Here is a 21,907-nt window from a genome sequence, read left to right as displayed (position 1 = left end):
AGTTCGGGCTCAGTTTCCGTTTCCATTGCGAAGCTCGGGGAAATCCTCTTCCCAGTATTCATCCTGCAAGCGCGCCGGCTCTGCCGTGCGCTCCAGTTCGCGCCGCCTCAACTCGACGCGGCGAATCTTGCCGGAGATCGTCTTCGGCAGATCGCTGAATTGCAGGCGGCGAATACGCTTGTACGGCGCGAGCTTTTCGCGCGAAAAGCGGAACACGTCGCGCGCGAGTTCGGGACCCGCTTCGAATCCATGTCGCACGGTCACGAAGGCCTTCGGCACCGACAGTCGCAGCGGATCGTTGCTCGGCACCACGGCCGCTTCGGCAATCGCTTCGTGCTCGATCAGCACGCTCTCGAGTTCGAATGGACTCAGCCGGTAATCGGACGACTTGAACACGTCGTCCGAGCGGCCCACGTACACGAGATAACCATCGTCGCGCCGCATCGCGACATCGGACGTGTGGTAGTAGCCGTTGCGCATCGCGTGTTCGGTGGCCTTTGCGTTGTTCGCGTAGCCCGTCATCAGGCCGAGCGGACGTGAGCCAAGCGGCAGCGCGATTTCGCCTTCCGTCACAGGATGATCGTCCGGATCGACGAGTTCGACGCGGTAGCCCGGCAACGGACGCCCCATCGAACCCGGCACGACAGGCTGCCCCGGCGGGTTGCCGATCTGGCAAGTAGTTTCCGTCTGCCCGTAGCCATCGCGAATCACGATGTTCCAGGCATGCCGCACGCGTTCGATGATCTCCGGGTTCAGCGGCTCGCCCGCGCCGACGATCTCGCGAAGCTTCACGGGATACGACGCGAGCGGCTCCTGCACGAGCATGCGCCACACAGTGGGCGGCGCGCACAGCGTCGTGACGTTGTAGCGCACCAGCACGTCGAGCGTTTCTTTCGGCACGAAGCGCGCGAAGTTGTAGACGAACACGCACGCCTGCGCATTCCACGGCGCGAAGAAGCAACTCCACGCGTGCTTCGCCCAGCCGGGCGAACTGATGTTCCAGTGGATATCGCCCGGTTGCAGGCCGATCCAGTACATCGTCGACAGATGGCCGACGGGGTAGCTTTCGTGCGTGTGCTCGACGAGCTTCGGCTTCGACGTCGTGCCCGACGTGAAGTACAGCAGCATCGGATCGGTGCCGCGCGTGGCGCCGTCCGGCGTGAAGGTCGGCGACGATGCGTACGCGGCTGCGATATCCGTCCAGCCTTCGCGCGGCGCGCCAACCGAGATGCGTTTCAACGGCGTATCGAGCGCGTCGAACTTGCCCGTCTCCGCGCTATCGACCACCACGAAATTCGCGCCGCCGATCTGCACGCGGTCGCGCACGTCGTCGGGCGACAGTTGCGTCGTGGCGGGCAGCACGATCGCGCCGAGCTTCATCGCCGCGAGCATCACGTCCCACAACTCGACGCGGTTCGGCAGCATCAACAGCAGCCGGTCGCCGCGCCCCACGCCTAGCCTGCGCAGAAAATTCGCCATCCGCGACGAGCGCTCCGACATCTGCGCATACGAGAGCTTCAGCCCTTCTTGCGCCGGATCATCGACGATCCACAGCGCCGGATTGTCGTTCCCTCTCGCGACGACGTCGAAATAATCGAGCGCCCAGTTGAACTCCCCGAGTTCCGGCCATCTGAACTCGCTGTATGCGCGCTCATAGTCGGTGCGATGGCGCAACAACAGGTCGCGCGCGTCGAAAAAGCCTTGGGCTGCCGTCATCGTCGTCTCCATTGATGGCGCGTTTGCGCCCGGCGCGGGTGCGCTCTATTGGCGGATTATTCTGCGCTCAAACGTGCCGCGCGATAACCATTCTTTGTACTTCGCTCGTGCCTTCGTAGATTTGCGTAATGCGTGCATCGCGATAATGCCGCTCGACGGCGTAGTCCTCCAGATACCCATAGCCGCCGTGAATCTGAATCGCCTTCGAGCAAATCTCTTCAGCCATCTCTGACGCATACAGCTTCGCCTGCGATGCCTCCGACAGACACGGCCGCCCCGCGCTGCGCAGCCGCGCCGCGTGATGCACGAGCAGGCGCGCGGCGTTCAGGCGCGTCGCCATGTCGGCGAGCATGTTGGCGATGGTCTGATGTTCCTTCAACGCCTTGCCGAACTGGACACGCTCGTTCGCATACGCGCGGGCCGCATCGAACGCGGCGCGCGCAATGCCGATCGCCTGCGCCGCGATGCCGATGCGTCCGCCTTCCAGATTCGACAGCGCGATGCGCAAGCCCTCGCCCGGCGCGCCGAGCAGATTCGCTTCGGGCACGGCGCAATCGTCGAGCGAAATCGGGCAGGTATCCGACGCGCGAATGCCGAGCTTGCTCTCGGGACGCCCGACGTTGAACCCCGGCGCATCCGTCGGCACGATAAAGGCCGAGATGCCGCGCTTGCCCGCGTCGGGATCGGTGACGGCGAACACGATCGCGATGCTGGCGCGCGCGCCGTTCGTCACGAACTGCTTGCTGCCGTTGATGATCCACTGTCCATCGCGCAGCACGGCGCGCGTGCGGATGTTGTTCGCTTCGCTGCCCGCGTGCGGCTCGGTCAGGCAGAACGCGCCGATGCGCTTGCCCGTCGCGAGATCGGCGAGATAGCGGTCCTTTTGGGCGTCGGTGCCAAAGTTGAGGATCGGCCCGCAGCCGACTGAGTTGTGAACGCTCATCAGTGTCGCGCAGGCGGCGCAGCCGGCCGCGATCTCTTCGAGCGCGAGCGCATACGCGATGTAGTCGGTGTACGAGCCGCCCCATTCGGGCGGCACGATCATGCCGAGAAAGCCCAGCTCGCCCATCTGCCCGACGACTTCCGCAGGCAACTGACCTTCGCGGTCCCACTGCGCCGCGTTCGGCGCGAGGCGTTCGACCGAGAAGTCGCGCGCCGCGTCGCGGATCATCCGCTGCTCGTCGGTATAGAACTCGTCCATGTGTCTCGCTCCGTTTGTCTCTGCGCGCCTGCTGCACTGCACACTCAGCGCGTCTGTTGGAACCCAGTGTAGGCGGCGCGAAAGCGGGATTCGATGCCGCGTCCGCTCAATTTTCGTGAGCGCATTTGCCATAACCGGATTTCGTGCGTGGCGCCGATACGACAGAATGGCGGTTCCGGCAGGCGCTCGCGGCAATTCACGTGAGCGCATTTGCCAGAATTCATGAAACGCCCACTTCCGGGCTGCGCGAGGAACCTGGACCGGATGAAAACCGAAAGAGGCACGATCTCAGTGAGTCTCGTCGAAGAAACGCTGGCGCTCGCCCGCGCGCGCGGCGTCGACGTGCAGCCGATCGTCGAGGCGGCGGGCATCGCGCCGCAGGTGCTCGCGAGCCCGAAGAGCCGCGTGACGCCGGGGCAATACGGCGCGCTGTGGGCCAACATCGCAAGAACGCTCGACGACGAGTTCTTCGGCCAGGATACCCACGCGATGAAAAGCGGCAGCTTCATCGCCATGACGCAGATGGCGCTGACGGCGCGCAGCGGCGGCCAGGCGCTGACGCGCGCCGTCAACTTCATGCGCCTCGTGCTCGACGACATGCGCGCTCAGATCGTCATGCGCGACGACCGCGTACGCCTCGCATTCGCGCATCGCGACGGCGCGCCGCAGCCGGCCATGTTTGCTTACGCAACATACTTCATCCTCGTCTACGGACTCGTATGCTGGCTGGTCGGGCGGCGCATCCCGCTGATCGAGGCGCGCTTCAGTTGCGCCGAGCCGCCCGCCGCGCACGAGTATCGGCTGATGTTCTGCGACGACCTGTCGTTCGGGCAAAGCGAGTCGTATGTCGATCTCGCGCCGGACTTTCTGGAACTGCCCGTCGTGCAGACCACGAGGTCCATCAAGCCTTTTCTGCGCGACGCGCCCGCGAGCTTCATCATCAAGTACCGCAATCCCGGCTCGCTCGCGGCGCGGGTGCGCAAGACGCTGCGCGCGCTGCCGATGTCCGCCTGGCCCGGCTCCGACGAAATGGCGCAGCGCCTGCACGTTGCCGAGGCGACGATGCGGCGTCATCTGAAGCAGGAAGGCTATACGTACCAGTCGATCAAGGACGACTTGCGGCGCGACATCGCGATTTCGCAGTTGCAGCGCGGCGGCCAGTCGGTCGCCGACATCGCGGCGGCGCTCGGGTTTGCGGAGCCGAGCGCGTTTCACCGGGCGTTTCGCAAATGGACGGGGATGCGGCCGGCGGATTATCGGGCGGTGAACGCGCACACGGCCGGCGCGTACACGGCGGGCGCGGGTATCTCCCGCCGGGCGGAACGCGCGGAATCCGACTAAGCTTAAGACAGGCCAGCTCTTTTCAGGCCTGGCGCGCCGCCATGCGAACGTGATCCGTCGCAGCGCGGCGCACCGGCCGTCGACGATGGGAACGTACCGGCTTCTACCGATCCGGCAAGCGGGTTCGCGACGCACGCCGCGCCGCGCGCGTAGCGCTTTCATGGCCGCCGCGCCCCGTGCCGCATGGGCTTGCGCTCCGCGCATCATCCCCGGCGCGGCGGGAGGGCTGTTGCAGCGCGCGTTGCTGCTCGTGCTGGCGTTCTGCGCCGCGGCAGCGTTTGTGCCTTCCGCCCACGCCGCGCCATCCTCCGTTGCGCCCGGCAGCGTGGTGGTGATTCCCGTCGCAGGCGCCATCAGCCCCGCCACCGCCGATTTCATCGTGCGCGGCCTCGCCCGCGCCGCCGACGATCACGCCCAGCTCGCCGTCCTGCAGCTCGACACACCGGGCGGGCTCGACACGTCGATGCGGCAGATCATCAAGGCGATTCTCGCGTCGCCCATCCCCGTCGCGACGTATATCGCGCCTGGCGGCGCGCGCGCCGCGAGCGCCGGCACCTACATCACCTATGCAAGCCACATCGCGGCGATGGCGCCGGGCACCAATCTCGGCGCGGCGTCGCCCGTGCAATTGGGCATCGGCGGCCAGGATGCGCCGAAACCCGGCCAGCCGCCCGCGTTGCCGGGTGCGACACCTGCGTCCGGCCCGGCCCAGAAGGACAATGCCGCATCCGGCGCGCTCCCGCTAGACAGTCAATCGACGGAGCTGCGCAAGCAGCTTCAGGACGCGCAGGCTTATATACGCGGCCTCGCGCAACTGCGCGGCCGCAACGTCGACTGGGCCGAGCGCGCGGTGCGCGAGGCGGTAAGCCTGTCGGCACGCGACGCGCTCGAGCAGAAGGTCGTCGACCTGATTGCGCGCGACATTCCCGACCTGCTCCGGCAACTCGACGGCCGCACGTACGACACGGCCGCCGGCGCGAAGCATCTGACGACGGCGCACGCGCCCGTCGTCACGCTCGAAGCGGACTGGCGCAGCCGCTTCCTCGCCGTCATCACCGACCCGAACGTGGCCTTGATCTTGCTGATGATCGGCATGTATGGCCTGTTCTTCGAGTTCGCGAATCCCGGCTTCGTGCTGCCCGGCGTGGCGGGCGCGATCAGCCTGCTGCTGGGTCTGTTCGCGCTGCAATTGCTGCCCGTCAATTACGTCGGTCTCGGTCTGATCTTCCTCGGCCTGGCGTTTCTGATCGCCGAAGCCTTCCTGCCGACCTTCGGCACGCTTGGCTTCGGCGGCATCGTCGCGTTCGCGATCGGCGCGCTGATGCTGATCGATACCGACGTGCCCGGCTACGGCGTGCCGCTGCCGATGATCGCCGCCGTCATCGTGTTCAGCGTGCTGTTTATCTTCGGCGTGTCGGGGATGGTGCTGCGCTCGCGGCGGCGGCCCGTGGTGACGGGCGCCGAGGCGATGATCGGCAGCATGGGCGTGGTGCTGGACGACGGCCTCGTCGCCGATACGGCGCAAGCGCGCGCCGACGGCTCGCGGGACAGCCCGCAAGACAGCCTTCTGCACGGCGAGCCTGACCGCGTCGGCTGGGCGCGCGTGCATGGCGAACGCTGGCGCGTGCGCAGCACCTCGCCGCTCGCGGCGGGCCACGCCGTGCGCGTGACGGGGCGGCGCGGCCTGATGCTTACCGTGGTTCCCGCAAGCAATCCATCACAAGAGGGAGAACACACATGATCGGTTTCACTTTCGGCTTCGGCAGCATCCTGATTATTCTGGCGATCGTGCTGGTCGCTTCGGCGGTGCGCGTGTTTCGCGAGTACGAGCGCGGCGTGGTGTTCATGCTCGGCCGCTTCTGGAAGGTCAAGGGACCGGGTCTCGTGCTGATCATTCCCGTCGTGCAGCAGGTGGTGCGGATGGATCTGCGCACCGTCGTGTTCGACGTGCCGCCGCAGGACGTGATCACGCGCGACAACGTGTCCGTCAAGGTCAATGCCGTCGTGTACTTTCGCGTCGTCGATCCGGAGCGCGCGGTGATTCAGGTCGCGCGCTACTTCGAAGCGACCAGCCAGCTGTCGCAGACCACCTTGCGCGCGGTGCTCGGCAAGCATGAACTCGACGAACTGCTGTCCGAGCGCGAGCAGCTCAATACCGACATCCAGCGCGTGCTCGATGCGCAAACGGATGCGTGGGGTATCAAGGTATCGAATGTCGAGATCAAGCATGTCGATATCAACGAGACGATGATCCGCGCGATTGCGCGTCAGGCGGAAGCCGAGCGCGAACGCCGCGCAAAGATCATTCATGCCGAAGGCGAGTTGCAGGCGTCGGAGAAATTGCTGCAGGCGGCACAGATGCTTGCGCAACAACCGCAGGCGATGACGTTGCGGTATTTGCAGACACTGACAACCATTGCCGCCGACAAGAATTCGACCATCGTGTTTCCGTTACCCGTCGACCTGTTGACGGCCGTGATCGATCGGATAGGCAAGCCTTCTCAGCATATGGGCTAGGCGACGGTCTGTCCGTGCGAATCCCGCTCAAACGTTCGAATGCGAAAGCGCTTGAGGCATGCATGAACCACGCCTCGAGCGCGGCCATAGATGCAAACTGAGCAATGGTTCATTTCAGTTACGGGCCTTACTCATTGCGAATGCAGAACCTAGAATAAAAGGGTCATCCTAACTTTTCAGGCCCTTGCCATGAAGCTGATTCCTCGTATGGTTCTGGGCGCGCTTATCGGCGTAGCAGCCGTATCGTCCGCATTTGCGCAGACGTCGCGCGTCTATGATCAGAACACACCCAAGACCCGCGCCGAAGTGAAAGCGGATCTCGTCGAATGGCGCAAGGCGGGCTACGATCCGCTCGACTGGATCAACTACCCGGCCAATGCGATCGCCGCAGGCCGCGTCGTCGCGCAGCGCCGCGCGCAGGCTCAAGGCACGCAACAGTAATATCAATGGACGCGTGACGCGCTCATTCGACGCGCGTCTCGCATTGCATTGTCCGTTGAAACGTTCAACGCGACTACGCGCGCGGCCTTTGTCATGACATTACGCAAGGCCGTATTCACTGCGATTCCTTCCTTTCCGCTCCCCTCGTAATCCAGCCTGATGCGCCGCGTCAGGTATCATCACGCCCCTTCGCCAGCAAAACGCATCTGGGCGCCGCCCGTTGCCGCGGCGCGCCGTGTACACGTCCCGAGTGTTGCATGGGCTCCACGCGCGCGCGGCAAATGCGGTATTTAGTGACCAATCGTGATTAAATCCGCCCGTGGCGTCATGATGGCCGATGCGGCGGAGAAGCCCGCCTGCGTCGCCATGCGGAACGGGGCGTCATCGCGCGGTAGAAGACGCGCGGAAGCAGGCAGAGACAGGCAGCACGACAAGCAGTGACCAACGACATTTCAAACGACGAGAGACTCGGCTCATGGACTCCGTAAAACGGTATTTCGGCTTTGACGAAGCGGGCACGACCCTGCGCGTGGAAGTTCTGGCAGGCGTCACCACCTTCCTCACAATGGCCTACATCATCTTCGTCAATCCGGCGATTCTCGGCGATGCGGGCATGCCCAAAGACTCGGTGTTCGTGGCGACCTGCCTTGTCGCGGCGCTCGCCTCGCTCATCATGGGCTTTTACGCGAACTACCCGATTGCGTGCGCGCCGGGCATGGGCCTGAATGCGTACTTCGCGTACACGGTCGTCAAGGGGATGGGCTTCACGTGGCAGGCCGCACTTGGCGCGGTCTTTATCTCCGGCTGCCTGTTCCTGATCGTCACGCTGTTCCGCGTGCGCGAGGTGATCGTCAACGGCATTCCGCATTCGATTCGCGTCGCGATCACGGGGGGCATTGGTCTCTTTCTCGCGATCATCTCGTTGAAGGCGGCGGGCATCGTGACGGGCAGTCCGGCGACGCTGGTCACGCTCGGCAACCTGCACGATCCGCATGTGGTGCTGGCGATCATCGGCTTCTTCGCGATCGTCATGCTGGATGTTTTGCGCGTGCGCGGGGCGATTTTGATCGGTATTGTCGGCGTGACGATTTTGAGCTTCTTCTTTGGCGGCAACCAGTTTCACGGCATCGTGTCCGTGCCGCCGTCGATTTCGCCGACGCTGTTTCAGCTCGACGTGAAGGCTGCGTTGTCGACGGGCGTGCTGAATGTGATTCTGGTGTTCTTCCTCGTCGAACTGTTCGATGCGACGGGCACGCTGATGGGTGTCGCGAATCGCGCAGGGTTGCTTGTGCATGGCAAGATGCATCGCTTGAACCGCGCGCTGCTTGCGGATAGTACGGCGATCCTCGCCGGGTCGGTGCTGGGTACGTCGTCGACGACGGCTTATATCGAAAGCGCTTCGGGTGTGCAGGCGGGTGGGCGTACGGGTGTTACCGCCATTACGGTCGCTGTGCTGTTTTTACTCGCGCTGTTCTTTGCGCCGCTGGCGGGGGTTGTGCCGGGTTATGCCACGGCGCCGGCTTTGCTTTACGTGTCGTGTCTCATGCTGAGGGAGATGGCTGATCTGCCATGGGATGATGCTACTGAAGTCGTGCCTGCTGCACTTACCGCTCTTATGATGCCGTTTACCTATTCCATCGCGAATGGGGTGGCGTTTGGGTTTATTTCTTATGCTGGACTTAAGTTGCTTACCGGGCGCGCGCGGCAGGTGAAACTCGTTGTCTGGATTATTGCTGCTGTGTTTTTGTTTCGGTTTTTTTATCTTGGGTCGGAGTGAGGTTTTTGGTTTTTTGGTTTTGGTTTTTGTCTGCGACGCTGGTGAGGGTTTGCGCTTCCGCTGGCATTCGCGCTTTCACTTCGTGGCGCGGCCGGTTTGGTTTGCTCGTGTTTGCGCTGGCATCCGCGATTTGTTATCTAGCTTCACGCGTCGCCCCTGTGCGGGGCGGCACCTACTTTTCTTTGCCGCCGCAAAGAAAAGTAGGCAAAAGAAAGCGGCTAACACCGCCAACTTTTCTTCCTGCCTGAGGGACCCCAACCGGTCCCTTACTTCACGCGGCAACTTCTCGATTCAAGTTCGTTGCCAGCGCCCTTGCAGTGCGCCTCACCCGCTTCACGCTCCCGCGCTTCAGCATGCCTTACCAGATAGTCCACCGCCGCCCAGGTGGCAAACTGTGTGTACGCCGTAGCGCCACACACGCCTCACTCCGTACCGATACCGCACGCGTTCCACCCTGTAAGAGCGCCAAGCTATACGACGCGACAACCTACACACAGTTTGCCACCTGGGCGGCACAAACCGTTCGCTGCCGCTTGCCATTGTGCGGGTGTTTGAAGTGGGTGAGGCGCTCATTCAGTGCATTGGCAACGCGCGCTAACAGATACGCTGCCGTGTGAAGCGTAAGAACCTGTGGGGGCCCTCAGGCAAACACAAGGATTGGCGGTGTTAGCCGCTTTCTTTTGCCTACTTTTCTTTGCGGCGGCAAAGAAAAGTAGGTGCCGCCCCGCACAGGGGCGACGCCTGAAGCAAGCTAACGCATCGCGGATGCCAACAGCAAAAACAAGCAAACCACCCAGCGTCGCAGACAACCAAAAGTAGGTACCGCCCCGCACAGGGGCAACGCATGAAGCACGAAGGCATAACGCGGATGCCAGCGCAAAGGCCAGAACAACCAAACCAGCCGCACCACGAACCCTCATGCCAGCGCAAACGCCCAAACGGCATCGCCGCACCGCAGGTCCCTCGCACAAAACCCTTGCCCCCATCCCCGTTGCACCGCACAATCCCCCTTCAAACCCCACCTTCTGGTGCCACCCATGGCATACGCCTCCTTCGCCACCGGCGTGCTCCTCGCGGCCGGCTACGGATCGCGCTTCGACCCGGAAGGCATCCACAATAAACTCCTCGCCCGCCTGCCCGACGGCACCCCCGTCGCGTTCGAATCCGCGCATCGTCTGCTGCTGGTCGTCCCGCACGTCATCGCAATCGTGCGCCCCGGCTCGGAGATGCTCGCCCGCGTGCTCAACGACGCCGGCTGTCACGTGATCTTTTCCGCCGACGCCGAGCGTGGCATGGGCGCAAGCCTCGCCGCCGGCATCGAAGCGAGCGAGGACGCCGACGGCTGGATCGTCGCGCTCGCCGACATGCCCCGCATCGCCACGTCAACCATCGAAACCGTCGCGCGCGCGGTCGACGAGGGCGCGTCCATCGTCGCGCCCTACTATCAGGGACAACGCGGCCATCCCGTCGGCTTCGGTATCGAGCATCGCAACGCGCTGCTCACGCTCGACGGCGACACCGGCGCGCGCGCCCTCTTCGCAACGCATCCCGTGAAGCGCATCGAAGTCGACGATCCCGGCGTGCTCAGCGATATCGACACGCCCGAAGACCTGCGCAACGTCTAGTCTCCTCGCGCTCACACCTTTGACATATCCGCGCGCTTGAATCGGAAACACGCCGCCGCGCACGGTGAGAACATCCGGGAGCGCGACGTCGATCGAGGTGAGCCGATACGGGAAACCTCAGCGGATCATGCGCTTGCAGGCACGGCGCTTGCGGGCTGCTGCACCGCGAAAAACCGGCGAGCACGCATCGCATCGTTGGTCTAAGCTGTCCACGTTGCCGCGCGCCGACCTGGTGCGTGCCTCCCGTGCATCACGTCGCCCGGCGCCCGTCCCGTATCCTGCCCAGGATCTCATGAGCGAAACCAGCCCGCGTCTGTTCATCGTGTCACCGCATTTCGACGATGCCGTCTTCGGTTGCGGCGCACTGCTCGCCGCGCATCCCGATGCCGCCGTCTGCACCGTGTTCGCCGCGCCGCCCGCACAGGACATGCACACCGAATGGGACCAGAAAGCGGGCTTCGCGAGCGCGTACGAATCGATCCACGCGCGCACGCTCGAAGACAACAACGCGCTCGCCGTGCTCGACGCCATTCCGCTGCGGCTGCCGTTTCGCGACGCGCAATACGGCGATTCGCCGTCGATCGCCAGGCTCGCCGCCGCGCTGGAGGAAGCGATCTATGGCTCGACGTCGAACACGCTGCTGATGCCGCTCGGCCTCTTTCACGACGATCACGGCCGCGTGTTCGAAGCGTGTTGCGAGATTCTGCCGCGCATGTCGCACCTCGAATGGTTTGCGTACGAGGAAGCTATCTATCGTCCGATGCCGGGGCTCGTCCAGCAGCGGCTCGTCGATCTGGCCGGGCGTGGCATCGTCGCGACACCCGCCAGCCCCGCTGTGGAACACGCGCTCGACCGCGAGCGCCAGGCGCTGCTCAAGCGCGAGGCCGTGTCCGCGTATGAGAGCCAGTTGCGCGCATTCGGGCCGCACGGCTACGACGACGTGTACGCCGCGGAACGCTACTGGCGGCTGACCGTCGACCGGCAGCGCGCCCGCCGGGCGGGACACTGAGCCGTATCGAACCACGCCAAACCCCGTTGAAGCGTTGCATCCGGCGATCACGCCAGCAGTCTTCGCGGTCATCGCCTACGCTAGTGTAAGCAGGACGCTTCGTACCTTGCCGCGAGAGCAGCGCGCATGCGTCCACCGCCGTTGCCGCATAGGCCACATCGGCCGCATCGACGGCATCGACCACAACGCCACGAGGTCACACCATGCACACCAGTCCGATTCCCGACCCGAACGCCGATCCGACGCGCGACCCCGAAGGGGACCCGCTCACGCCGCCATCGCCGGGTCATCACAACGACGAGCCGCAGCGTCCCGAAGGCCCACCCGACAAGGACCCCGTGGTTCGATGACAATCTGGTGACGCGCCGGCCGCTCAGTCCAGCTCGATCGGCTGGCCGTGCGGCGTGCGGCGCGCCGCCGCGTCCCATGCGTCCTTGCGCTCGATCAGCCCCTCGCGCGTCACGCAGCCTTTGGCCGTCGCGATGCGTTCGAGCGCCGTCAGCCAGTGTGTGTAGTAGGTGTCGCCGCGATCGGGATCGCCGTGAGCCTGCGCGTCACGGATCGCATCGGCGAGGATTGCGGCCCATTCGGGCCATGTGAACACGCCGCGCTCATGAAGCGCGAGCGTCATCGCGAATGCCGCGGCCTGCCACGGCGCGGCGAAGACCGGGCCGGCGCCGTCGCGCGGCATGTCGGGCAGCGCCTCGAGCAACGCGGGCAACTCGCGCGAAACAGCCACCGGCGTCACGCAAGCGGAAGTGCATGCGGGCGCGCTCATGCCTTCCCGTCCGCTTCGAGATACGGCTCCCAGCAATCGGCGCACACCGACGAGGCCGTCGTGTCCTTGCCCCACAGCTCGACGGCATCGAAGCGCACCGTGTACAGCCATTGCGGATCCTCGCCGCGTCCAAGCGCGTTCGAATCGGGGAACACATGCGCGCCACGCACCGCGACGATCCGGCCACGCTTGCCCCGGCAATAGCGCGGCAGGCGTGTGTGCGTGGTTGGATTGAGCGTCAGCGTGCGCACCGCGTCGCCCACGGCAAAGCGCGCGGGATGCGGCTCGGGGCGCGACGCGGGACTGCCGCGAAATAGCATGGGGTTGACCTGCTCGGCGGCGAGCACGCGCGGAACGGGCACACCGGCGCGCTGCGACACGCCGCTGTCGATCTCGTCGCGCGTCGCAAGTCCCGAGTCGATCAGCAGCTTGCGCAAGCCCGCGAACCAGATCTCGTAGTAGCTGCTCGACAGATACTGCGCGGGCGGCAGGCTTTCGCGCGCGGCGCGCGACATGTCGATGTTCCATTTACCCGTCGAACCCATCGCGATCGTCAACGCCAGCGCGCGACGCTCCCAGTCCGCGTGGAAATACGGCTCGTCGGCTTCGGGCGCGATAGGCCCGAACGACTGCATGCCGCCCATGTCCTGTGCGCCGTTCATGGCTGGCCTCCGCTTGCGGGCTTAACTTCGTGCGGCGCGAGCGCGAGCCCCGTACCGATCATCGAGTCACGCGTCACGAGATCGGCGAGTTCGTCTTCGTTCAGCGTGTCCGTATTGGGCGGGCGCATCGGCAGCACGAGGTAACGCACTTCCGCCGTCGAATCCCACACGCGGATGTCGGTGTCGTCGGGCAATGCCACGCCGAACTCGGTGAGCACGCCACGCGGATCGATCACCGCGCGCGAGCGATACGGCGCCGACTTGTACCAGATAGGCGGCAATCCCAGCACGGGCCACGGGTAGCACGAACAGAGCGTACACACGACCATATTGTGTACGCCTGGCGTGTTCTCCAGCGCGACCATGTGCTCGCCCTGCCGCCCCGTGAAACCGAGCGACGCAATCGCAGCCGTCGCATCGTCCAGCAGCCACTGGCGAAAACCGGCATCGGACCATGCCTTCGCGACGACACGCGCGCCGTTGCGCGGACCGACCTTGTGCTCGTAGGTATCGATCAGCACGTCGAGCGCTTTCGGATCAACATAGCCCTTTTCGATCAGCAGCGACTCCAGCGCGCGCACGCGCAGATCCATCTCGGGCAGCGCGCTGCCTTCGTGCGCGTGATCGTGTTCATGTTCGTGTGAAGCGTCATGGCTCATCTGCGTTCCGCCTGAAGAATGCGACACTCGCGCAGTATGGTCGGGCAAACTGGCGAATGCAAACGCATGCAGACCTGCAACGCATTCGACACGCATCGCCGCCTCATATCTCCACCCGCGCGCCGACCTCGATCACGCGATTGGCAGGCAACTTGAAATACGCCGCCACGTTGCCGACGTTATGCAGCATCACCGCGAAAAGTCGCTCGCGCCACATCGCCATGCCCGCGCCCGGTGTCGGCACGACGGTCGCGCGGCTCAGAAAATACGACGCCTCGCAGGGATCGAAATCGAGACCCAGCGCCCCTGCGGCTGCGAGCGCTTTCGGCAGATCGACTTCGTCCTTGAAGCCGTAGCGGATCGTCAATTGGTAACAGCTCTCGCACACCGCGTGCAAAGCAACGCGCTCATGCTCGGCGACCCACGGAATCTCCTCGTTGTTCACGGTCAGGAACACGACGCGGTTGTGCAGCACGTGGTTATGCATCAGGTTGTTCACGAGCGCATGTGGCACGCTGTCTGGATTGGGCGTGAGAAAGATCGCCGTGCCGGGGACGCGCACCGGCTGACACGCGATCAGCTTCTCCAGATACGCCTTGAGCGGCATCGTGCCCGCATGCACCCGCGCTTCGGCCCGCATGATCTCCCCGCCGCGTCCCCATGTCGCCATGATCGTGAACATCACGAAGCCGATCATCAGCGGGAACCAGCCGCCTTCGACAATCTTCAGCAGATTCGCCGAGAAGAACATCGCGTCGATCACAAAGAAGAACGCGGTCGCGAACACGCACAGCAGCCAGTTGTAATGCCATGCATAGCGTACGACGAAGAAGGTCAAGAGCGTCGTGATGAGCATCGTGCCCGTCACCGCGATGCCATACGCGGACCCGAGCGCCGTCGACGAGCCGAAGCCGAGCACGGCGGCCACCACGGCCGCGAGCAGCGTCCAGTTGATGCCGGGCACATAGATCTGGCCGATCTCTTTCTCCGACGTGTAGACGACGTTCATGCGCGGCAGGAAGCCTAGTTGCATCGCCTGCTTGGTCATCGAGTAGGTGCCGGAGATCACGGCTTGCGAGGCGATCACAGTGGCGACCGTCGCGAGCACGATCATCGGATACAGCGCCCATTGCGGAAAGAGCCGGTAGAACGGGTTTTGCAGCGCGGTGGGGTCGGAGATCAGCAATGCGCCCTGCCCCAGATAGTTCAGCGCGAGCGCGGGGAAGACGATGGCGAACCAGGTAATGCGGATCGGCCGCGCGCCGAAGTGGCCCATGTCGGCATAGAGCGCCTCGGCGCCCGTCAGCGACAGCACGACGGCGCCCAGCGCGACGAACGCCAGCCACTCGTGACGCAGGCAGAACGCGAGACCGGCGAGCGGATCGAGCGCGGCGAGAATCGCGGGTGCCGAAATCACGTTGGTCACGCCGACCACGGCCAGCACCACGAACCAGACCACCATCACCGGCCCGAACACGGCGCCGATCCCCGACGTGCCGTGTTTCTGCATCACGAACAGCGTGACGATCGCAGCGAGCGTCACGGGTATCACGCAGGTCTTCAGAAACGGCGCGGCGACTTCCAGCCCTTCGACCGCGCTCAGCACGGAGATGGCGGGCGTGATGATGCTGTCGCCGTAAAAGAGCGCTGCGCCCATCACGCCGACGAGCAGCAGCACATGACGCAGGCGCGGCCGGTCCGCCACCGACGAAGCCGCCAGCGCAAGCAGCGCCATGATGCCGCCCTCGCCGTGATTGTTCGCGCGCAGGATCAGCGTCACATACTTGAGCGACACGACAATGGTCAGCGACCAGAAGATCAGCGACACGATGCCGATCACGTTCAACGGCGTCAGCGGCAGACCGCCCGCTGACGCGAAGACGGTCTGCAGCGTGTACAGCGGACTCGTGCCGATATCGCCATAGACGACGCCCAAAGCAGCAAGCGCCAGCGAGCGGAGCGCCGGTTTGTGCGGCGCAGGCGCGCCGATCGCGCCCGAACCGGGGTGCGTGGCTGAAACGCTCATGTCTCCCTCCAATGATCGCCTCGTCGTTAGCTGCTATTGAGCGATCTGAAAGCCGGATGAATGGTCGAACCTTTAGTACGCGTGATCCGTTGTGCTGACGGCTGATCCCAGTATAGAAAGCGCCTCGGGAAAAGCGCAGCGAACGTGCGTGGACATCGCGCGACGCCCGATGTGCGCTTCACCACATATTTCGGTTCTGCTTAAGAAAGTGCATTGACGCGGCTTTGCGCGCGGGCATAAAATTCTCTTATCTTGAAATTTGAGGGGCGTTGCCTTGGACAGTTGCAGTAGTACGTTTTCGAACAGTTTCGCCGCCTGAACGGCAGACGTCCGCGCTTCCTCATCTAGCCGCCGTCTTGCCAGCAGGCAGACGGTGCGCGTCGCAGTTTCATTCCTCGTGCATCCTGTTTAGCGTCGTTGGGTTCAGCACCCGGCGCAGCGCGTTCGCGCGCGATTCGTAGCCGCCTTCGTGACATGTGCGGTTTCGCCTCGCGTGCCTGCGTCCGCGTGCGTGTGCCTGCTTACCGCCGCCGTCGACGCCGCGAAAGTTCGACCTGTCCATCGCCACGTATCTCGCCGACGTGCGTTTCGCCAATCGCGATCCGTTTTTTTCAATGAACCGGGAGCCACCATGCCCGACAGTGACAGTCATCCCTTGAACCCAGAAATGCCTTTATCGACCTGAGGCAGGCAAGCCGACCGCTTTCGATTCCATCGATTCTCCAGCGCCTGCCGCCTCGCATGCACGAGCCTTCGTGCCGGAGAACCGACATGTACTTCCTGCTTCTTTCGACCTTGCCGCAAACCCGCGAAGCACGCGCGCACTACGACGCGTTCCTTTCGCTGCATCACGAGCGACGCCACGTATTCGCGAAGCTCGTCAGCACGCTCAGCAGCATTGCCGCCCGCTTGCGGAAGCGGCAAGCCGCATAAACGGAAATCATTCGACCTATATCCGTTCACGGGAGAATAACAATGGCAACGCCACCACAAGCACTACCGACGCGCACCGCCGTTCTCGACGACGCGCATGTCGGCGATATCCGCGGCGCGCTCGGTACGATCGCGCATCACGACACTGCGCCACGCAACAGCTGGGGCGCGCGCTTGCGCACGCTGCTCGCGATCGTCGGACCCGGCCTCATCGTGATGGTCGGCGACAACGACGCGGGCGCCTTCGGCACCTATACGCAGGCCGGCCAGAACTACGGCACCACGCTGTTGTGGACGCTGCTGCTGCTCGTGCCCGTGCTGTATGTCAATCAGGAGATGGTGCTGCGCCTGGGCGCCGTCACGGGCGTCGGTCATGCGCGCCTGATCTTCGAACGCTTCGGCAAGTTCTGGGGCGCGTTCAGCGTCGTCGACCTGTTCATCCTCAATGCGTTGACCATCGTCACCGAGTTCATCGGGATTACGTTCGTGCTCGACTTCTTCGGTGTATCGAAAGTGGCGGGCGTGTGCATCGCGGCCGCATTGACGATGGCGGCCGTCAGCACCGGCGACTTCAAACGCTTCGAGCGCTTTGCGATCGTGCTGTGTCTGTTGAGCCTGCTGCTCGTGCCCGTACTCGTGACGATCCATCCGCCCGTCTCGCAGATGGCGAACCATCTGTTCATGCCCGCATGGCCCGCGCATGCAAAGCTCTCGGATGTGATGCTGCTCGTGATCGGTATCGTCGGCACGACGGTCGCGCCATGGCAGCTGTTCTTCCAGCAGAGCTACGTAATCGACAAGCGCATCACGCCGCGCTTCATGAAGTACGAAAAGGCCGACCTGTGGATCGGCATCGTGTTCGTGCTGATTGGCGCGATCGCGATGATCTCGTTCAGCGCCGCGCTGTTCGGCGGCAAGCCCGAGTTCGGCCAGTTCACCGATGCAGGCGGCGTGATCGCCGGCCTCGAAAGGTATGCGGGCCGCACGCCCGCCGTCCTGTTTGCGATTGCGCTGCTCGACGCGTGCATCATCGGCGCGGCGGCCGTGTCGCTGTCAACGGCCTATGCGATCGGCGACGTGTTCAAGATCCGTCATTCGCTGCATCGCGGTGTCGCCGATGCGAAGGGCTTCTATCTCGTGTACTTCGGCATCGTGGCGGCGGCGGCAGGACTCGTGCTGATTCCGGGCAGCCCGCTCGGCCTGCTGACGGAAGCCGTGCAAACGCTCGCGGGCGTGCTGCTGCCGAGCGCAACCGTGTTCCTGCTTCTGCTGTGCAACGACCGCGCGGTGCTCGGGCCGTGGGTCAACTCGAAAGGGCTGAACCTGTTCACGGGCGGCGTCGTGTGGGCGCTGGTGCTGCTCTCCGTCGTGCTGACGGCGTCCGTCGTTTATCCCGACATCAGCGGACACACAATTATCGAGATTCTCGCGGGCGGCACGCTGCTCGCCGTGGTGGCGTTAGTCGCAGCGACGGTGCTGCGGCGGCTGCGGGGCGCGCAGAGTGCGGACGGCGCGCCGTTCGTCAGCAAAGCCGAGCGCGCAACGTGGCGCACGCCGCCGCTCGACTCGCTGCCAAAGCCCGCGATGACGCTCGCCCGCCGGATCTGGATGGGTGCGCTGCGCGGCTATCTGGTGGTGGCCGTTGCGCTCGTGATCGTGAAGGTGGTGCAGATCGCATTGACGTAAGTCAGAACACGCTCACATCACTTTCAAAGAATCCTGATAGTCCGCGTTGGGCGGTTGTGACGAGTATCGGCGGCCGATCCGCGTGCAGATATCTGCCGGCGCAATGCGAAGCGACAGCGCATGCCATGAGCGACGCATTGCGGTTGATGGGACGTGGATCGGCTGCTTACTGTTTGCGCTCTCACACCCGCACCATCAACACGACGAGGCGAGCCACGCGACATGGCTCGCCTCTTTACGCCGAACACATGCTGATCAAACCGGGGTCGCGCCCGTCGGCACGTCGCCGTGATACGGCATGATGACAGGTCCGCCTCCGTCCGCATACACGGGCGGATGGGGTAGATTCATCGGCGGCCAGGGTATTGACGGCTTGCCGGGGAAGCCTGGCCACGGGCTCGGCTCCGTCGGCTTGGCGATAGTGAGCATGCCGCCGTGTACGGCCTTGGCGGTTTCACGGTCGAGTTCGTCGACCCTCGACAGGTCTTTCACAAGCAGGTGGGTCATGATGTGTCTCCAGCAACGATAAAGGTTGGCGAGCGAGCGCGCGCTACGCCGCGCCCGATAACCGTGCTGCACGCACCGTGCCAAATGCGACAAAGCCCGCTGTCACGGGCCTGTCATCGATACTGGAGAAGCCGACTGAACGATCCGGACCAACTGTCGGCCGTCAAGGTGTTGGGCGTCGGGACTCGGTTGGTCTTGAGGTTGTCCGCCTGTCACCGGGTCTATGCGATTCAGCGCGGCAGCCACCCAAGCGGATCGACGGGCTTGCCGTCCTTGCGCACTTCGAACTGGATGGACGGCACGCCGTTGTTGTCCACGCCGACTTCGCCGATCGGCTGACCCTGCGTGACGGCATCGCCCTCTTGCACGAGCAGCCTGCTGTTCTGGCCGTAGGCCGTGATCAGCGTGTCGTCGTGCTTGATGATGACGAGCGGCCCGTAGGCCTCGAGCGTGCCCGCGTACACGACCCGCCCGGTCGCGGCCGCGCGCACCTGATCGCCCGGACGCCCACCGATCACGATCCCCTTCGACTTGCCCGGCACGTACGGCTTGAGAATCGGACCGCGCAGCGGCCACGCAAGCGTCACCTGCGCGGGGGCAACGGGCGCCGGCTGAACGGGCGTGGTGGTGGGCGCGGGTGTTGGCACGGGCGTGGTCTGCGCGTACGCGGGCGGCCCGACTCGCAGCAACTGCCCAGGCACCACGGGCGACGACAAGACCAGACCGTTCCATGACGCGATGTCCTGGGTCCGCTGACCGTACGCGCCGGCGATGCTTTGCAGCGTATCCCCCGGGTTCACGCGATAGAACCCGGCCGGCACGCCACTGGCGGCCGCGCCGCCCGATGTCCGGTACGTGGGCGCCGGCGACGGCGTCGCTTCCCACGGGTACGTGGTACACGCGCCCAGCATGCTCGCGACGGCTAGCGAGACCAACGCCTGCGTGACGACGTATTGCCGTTTTACTGTCATTTTTGTGGCCCTCGACGCGGTATGGGACGGCGGCCCATAGGGGCCGCGCGTCATTTGAACGTGTAGCGGGATATGCAGTGCAAATATTATGCCTCGACTGTCCGTCGGAAAAATGACGGATTGACACGCGCGGACCGCACAGCCCCGACACGCCTCTCGCCGACGGTCAACTCGCTCGCACTGCTGCTTCGGCCTGCTCTTTGATTCCTTCTGCAATCCCAATCAATTTTGCCCGATCAGCGAACGCAAAACGTCATACGCTGCCTTCCGACTCGATCACCAGAATGCGCGCTTCGCCGATCGGATGCGCAACGTGTTCCGTACCGACCGACGCATGAAACACGTCGCCCGTCTCGAGCACCGTTGAATACTCGACGCCCGCTTCGCGGTAGCGCATCTCGACGCGCCCGTCCAGCACCGCGAATACTTCCTCGCCATCGTTGACGTGCCATTTGTACGGCTGGTCGGTCCAGTGAAGACGCGTGGTGATGCCGTTCATGTTGGCGATATCGAGCGCGCCCCATGGACGCTCTGCCTTGAACGTGCTGCTGCGGACAATTTTCATGACGGTCTTGCGCAATGACGGTTGTCGGACTGGTCATTATAGTGGCGCCCGCGCGCACGCACGTGTCTTGCTCACATGGCCGGAGAAGGCCGTTACATGCGGCTCGCGAGCCATTGCATAGCTGGAGCGCTCGCCTATACTGAAACTTGCTGCGGTCAACCAATATGCGCATACCCGCAAGCGCGATGCGCGGCAAGACGGTTCATTCCACTTCAGCGTTTCCGTCTAACGAGGAGGTTCCATGAACAAGGCGCTGTTTCTTGCCGTACAACTGAATGTCGACGAGATGACTGCATCGCCTGCGCTGGTCGAACTGCTCAACGCGCATCTCGTGTTCGCCGTCGATGTCGCCGAGGCCGCCGATGCCCTCGTGCAACTGGCAAGCGTAAGCCACCTGTCTAGCGGCGTGGAAGCGAGCGTCGAGATTCCGGCGGTCGCCCTCGAACAATTACGCCAGGCGCTGGAAGCGCTCAGCGAATACGACCAGTCGTGGCTCTTCGCGCTGGAACCTGGCCATGCTCTATTCGACGATATCGCGCGTGGGCAACGCACGCTGCATTGATGCGCCCGCAACCCTGAAGAGGTACGGCTTCCCGGCCGCCTACCGAGGATCGATCGTGAAAAATCTATTGAACATGCGTCGCGCTGCTGTCAGCAATGGGGCCGCGGCTCACTTTCATTTCCCGCCACAGAACGCCCCGCAAGCCGAACCCGCCCGACTCGACGACCTTCCCGCCAGCGAAAGCGATGCGGGCGCAACCATCGAAACTCGCCCCGTCAACTCGCCGCCGCGACCCGTCACGCCGCTGCATGCGGTGCAGGTCACGCCCTCGGCGCCGAACGGACGCGCCGTGCAGCTCGCGGACCCAGCCGATGTAGAACGCATGAGCGACAACGCGGAACTCACGACTTTCCACACGTTTCGCACTTTTGACTATTCGGTCAGCCTGCTGTTTTACCCAAAGGAAATGAAATACTTCGCCGCACTGTTTCAGGAAGACCGGCTATGGCGCGTGCTGAGCACGAACGACATCAATACGGCCAGGCAGCTGTTTCACCATATGCAGGATCAGGCGACACGGCTTTCCGACGGCGAGACGCGCCGCTTGCAGCTCGAAGCGCAGAATGAGCAACTGAAGCGGGCGATCGCGGAATCGGAAGCGCACGCGGAACGGCTGCGTCAGGGCTTGCAGCGTACGACCGAGCAGGATCAGGCGGTGACGAGCCGGCAGCATCAGTTGCGTAAGGAGCTCGCGCAACTCGAAGCGCAACGCACGGCCGCGCAGGCGCAGTTGAACAAGCTGCATCGGCAGGTGCATCAGTTGAACGTCGCGAACAACGAGACGATTCCGCATATGCCGCGGTAAGGTGACGCGCGGCCTGAGCCGACTTCGCCCGCGCCGGACGCAAAAAAACGCCGCCCAGGTTTTACCTTGGGCGGCGTTTTTTTTACCTGCACGCGTCAGTTGAGGCTCGCGGACCCCAGCCGGCGC

Annotated in this window: 21 protein-coding genes; 12 read left to right on the top strand and 9 right to left on the bottom strand. The window is 64.0% G+C overall.

Annotation, left to right across the window (positions count from 1 at the left end; genetic code table 11):
* Positions 1-9: 9 nt before the first annotated feature.
* Both BLT65_RS10630 and BLT65_RS10625 read right to left on the bottom strand, forming a co-directional pair.
* The gene (locus BLT65_RS10630; RefSeq protein WP_091777682.1) at positions 10-1,716 is read right to left on the bottom strand and encodes an AMP-binding protein; all 1,707 of its coding nucleotides are present in this window, start codon (positions 1,714-1,716) and stop codon (positions 10-12) included.
* Between the two features lie 67 nt (positions 1,717-1,783).
* A complete protein-coding gene (locus BLT65_RS10625; RefSeq protein ID WP_091777555.1) occupies positions 1,784-2,917 on the bottom strand; it encodes an acyl-CoA dehydrogenase family protein in 1,134 nt (377 codons plus the stop codon).
* A 264-nt stretch (positions 2,918-3,181) separates the two neighbouring features.
* Between BLT65_RS10625 and BLT65_RS10620 the strand changes: the two genes are divergently transcribed.
* The 8 genes from BLT65_RS10620 to BLT65_RS47180 all read left to right on the top strand — a co-directional run bounded on the left by BLT65_RS10620 (position 3,182) and on the right by BLT65_RS47180 (position 11,977).
* Positions 3,182-4,258, top strand: coding sequence for an AraC family transcriptional regulator (locus BLT65_RS10620; protein WP_091777552.1), 1,077 nt, complete (start codon positions 3,182-3,184; stop codon positions 4,256-4,258).
* An 85-nt stretch (positions 4,259-4,343) separates the two neighbouring features.
* Positions 4,344-5,999 (top strand): NfeD family protein, encoded by a 1,656-nt coding sequence (locus BLT65_RS10615; RefSeq protein WP_091777680.1) that lies wholly within the window; start codon positions 4,344-4,346, stop codon positions 5,997-5,999.
* Positions 5,996-6,775 (top strand): slipin family protein, encoded by a 780-nt coding sequence (locus BLT65_RS10610; RefSeq protein ID WP_042316257.1) that lies wholly within the window; start codon positions 5,996-5,998, stop codon positions 6,773-6,775. The genes BLT65_RS10615 and BLT65_RS10610 overlap by 4 nt, the downstream gene beginning before the upstream one ends.
* 189 nt (positions 6,776-6,964) lie before the next feature.
* On the top strand, positions 6,965-7,216 hold the full coding sequence (locus BLT65_RS10605) for a DUF4148 domain-containing protein (protein ID WP_036001118.1): 252 nt from the start codon (positions 6,965-6,967) through the stop codon (positions 7,214-7,216).
* A 475-nt stretch (positions 7,217-7,691) separates the two neighbouring features.
* Positions 7,692-8,993, top strand: coding sequence for an NCS2 family permease (locus tag BLT65_RS10600; RefSeq protein ID WP_091777550.1), 1,302 nt, complete (start codon positions 7,692-7,694; stop codon positions 8,991-8,993).
* Positions 8,994-10,030: 1,037 nt separating this feature from the next.
* Positions 10,031-10,618: a nucleotidyltransferase family protein gene (locus tag BLT65_RS10595; protein ID WP_042311092.1), complete on the top strand. Its 588-nt coding sequence runs from the start codon at positions 10,031-10,033 to the stop codon at positions 10,616-10,618.
* A 292-nt stretch (positions 10,619-10,910) separates the two neighbouring features.
* Positions 10,911-11,627 (top strand): PIG-L family deacetylase, encoded by a 717-nt coding sequence (locus tag BLT65_RS10590; RefSeq protein ID WP_042311094.1) that lies wholly within the window; start codon positions 10,911-10,913, stop codon positions 11,625-11,627.
* 203 nt (positions 11,628-11,830) lie between these two features.
* Positions 11,831-11,977, top strand: a complete 147-nt coding sequence (locus BLT65_RS47180) for a hypothetical protein (RefSeq protein ID WP_007744312.1) — start codon at positions 11,831-11,833, stop codon at positions 11,975-11,977.
* A gap of 23 nt (positions 11,978-12,000) precedes the next feature.
* Here BLT65_RS47180 and BLT65_RS10585 read toward each other — a convergent pair whose 3' ends face one another.
* The 4 genes from BLT65_RS10585 to BLT65_RS10570 form a co-directional block, all read right to left on the bottom strand.
* On the bottom strand, positions 12,001-12,405 hold the full coding sequence (locus BLT65_RS10585; RefSeq protein WP_091777548.1) for a nitrile hydratase accessory protein: 405 nt from the start codon (positions 12,403-12,405) through the stop codon (positions 12,001-12,003).
* A complete protein-coding gene (gene nthB / locus BLT65_RS10580) occupies positions 12,402-13,067 on the bottom strand; it encodes a nitrile hydratase subunit beta (protein ID WP_091777546.1) in 666 nt (221 codons plus the stop codon). The genes BLT65_RS10585 and nthB overlap by 4 nt, the downstream gene beginning before the upstream one ends.
* A complete protein-coding gene (gene nthA, locus BLT65_RS10575; protein ID WP_244186474.1) occupies positions 13,064-13,726 on the bottom strand; it encodes a nitrile hydratase subunit alpha in 663 nt (220 codons plus the stop codon). The genes nthB and nthA overlap by 4 nt, the downstream gene beginning before the upstream one ends.
* Positions 13,727-13,829: 103 nt before the next feature.
* Positions 13,830-15,752, bottom strand: coding sequence for a potassium transporter Kup (locus BLT65_RS10570; RefSeq protein ID WP_091777542.1), 1,923 nt, complete (start codon positions 15,750-15,752; stop codon positions 13,830-13,832).
* A 771-nt stretch (positions 15,753-16,523) separates the two neighbouring features.
* Between BLT65_RS10570 and BLT65_RS47175 the strand changes: the two genes are divergently transcribed.
* Both BLT65_RS47175 and BLT65_RS10565 read left to right on the top strand, forming a co-directional pair.
* Positions 16,524-16,685, top strand: coding sequence for a hypothetical protein (locus BLT65_RS47175; protein ID WP_167306472.1), 162 nt, complete (start codon positions 16,524-16,526; stop codon positions 16,683-16,685).
* A 42-nt stretch (positions 16,686-16,727) separates the two neighbouring features.
* The gene (locus BLT65_RS10565) at positions 16,728-18,371 is read left to right on the top strand and encodes an NRAMP family divalent metal transporter (protein WP_091777540.1); all 1,644 of its coding nucleotides are present in this window, start codon (positions 16,728-16,730) and stop codon (positions 18,369-18,371) included.
* Positions 18,372-18,626: 255 nt separating this feature from the next.
* Here the strand turns inward: BLT65_RS10565 and BLT65_RS10560 are convergent, their stop codons facing one another.
* From BLT65_RS10560 to BLT65_RS10550, 3 genes are all read right to left on the bottom strand, one after another.
* Entirely contained in the window at positions 18,627-18,878 is a 252-nt protein-coding gene (locus BLT65_RS10560; RefSeq protein WP_042311104.1) for a hypothetical protein, read from the bottom strand.
* Positions 18,879-19,108: 230 nt separating this feature from the next.
* Positions 19,109-19,849, bottom strand: a complete 741-nt coding sequence (locus tag BLT65_RS10555) for a peptidoglycan DD-metalloendopeptidase family protein (RefSeq protein ID WP_042311107.1) — start codon at positions 19,847-19,849, stop codon at positions 19,109-19,111.
* Positions 19,850-20,102: 253 nt separating this feature from the next.
* Positions 20,103-20,414 (bottom strand): cupin domain-containing protein, encoded by a 312-nt coding sequence (locus BLT65_RS10550; RefSeq protein ID WP_091777538.1) that lies wholly within the window; start codon positions 20,412-20,414, stop codon positions 20,103-20,105.
* A gap of 241 nt (positions 20,415-20,655) precedes the next feature.
* On the opposite strand from BLT65_RS10550, the gene BLT65_RS10545 reads away from it, so the two are divergent.
* Entirely contained in the window at positions 20,656-20,976 is a 321-nt protein-coding gene (locus tag BLT65_RS10545) for a hypothetical protein (protein ID WP_091777536.1), read from the top strand.
* A 55-nt stretch (positions 20,977-21,031) separates the two neighbouring features.
* On the top strand, positions 21,032-21,781 hold the full coding sequence (locus BLT65_RS10540; protein ID WP_042311181.1) for a DUF2968 domain-containing protein: 750 nt from the start codon (positions 21,032-21,034) through the stop codon (positions 21,779-21,781).
* Positions 21,782-21,907 lie beyond the last annotated feature (126 nt).

The organism is Paraburkholderia steynii (assembly GCF_900100565.1).
Taxonomy (GTDB): Bacteria; Pseudomonadota; Gammaproteobacteria; order Burkholderiales; family Burkholderiaceae; genus Paraburkholderia; species Paraburkholderia terrae.
Note: the sequence above shows the minus strand (reverse complement) of the source record. Positions and strands in the feature narration are given on the sequence as shown.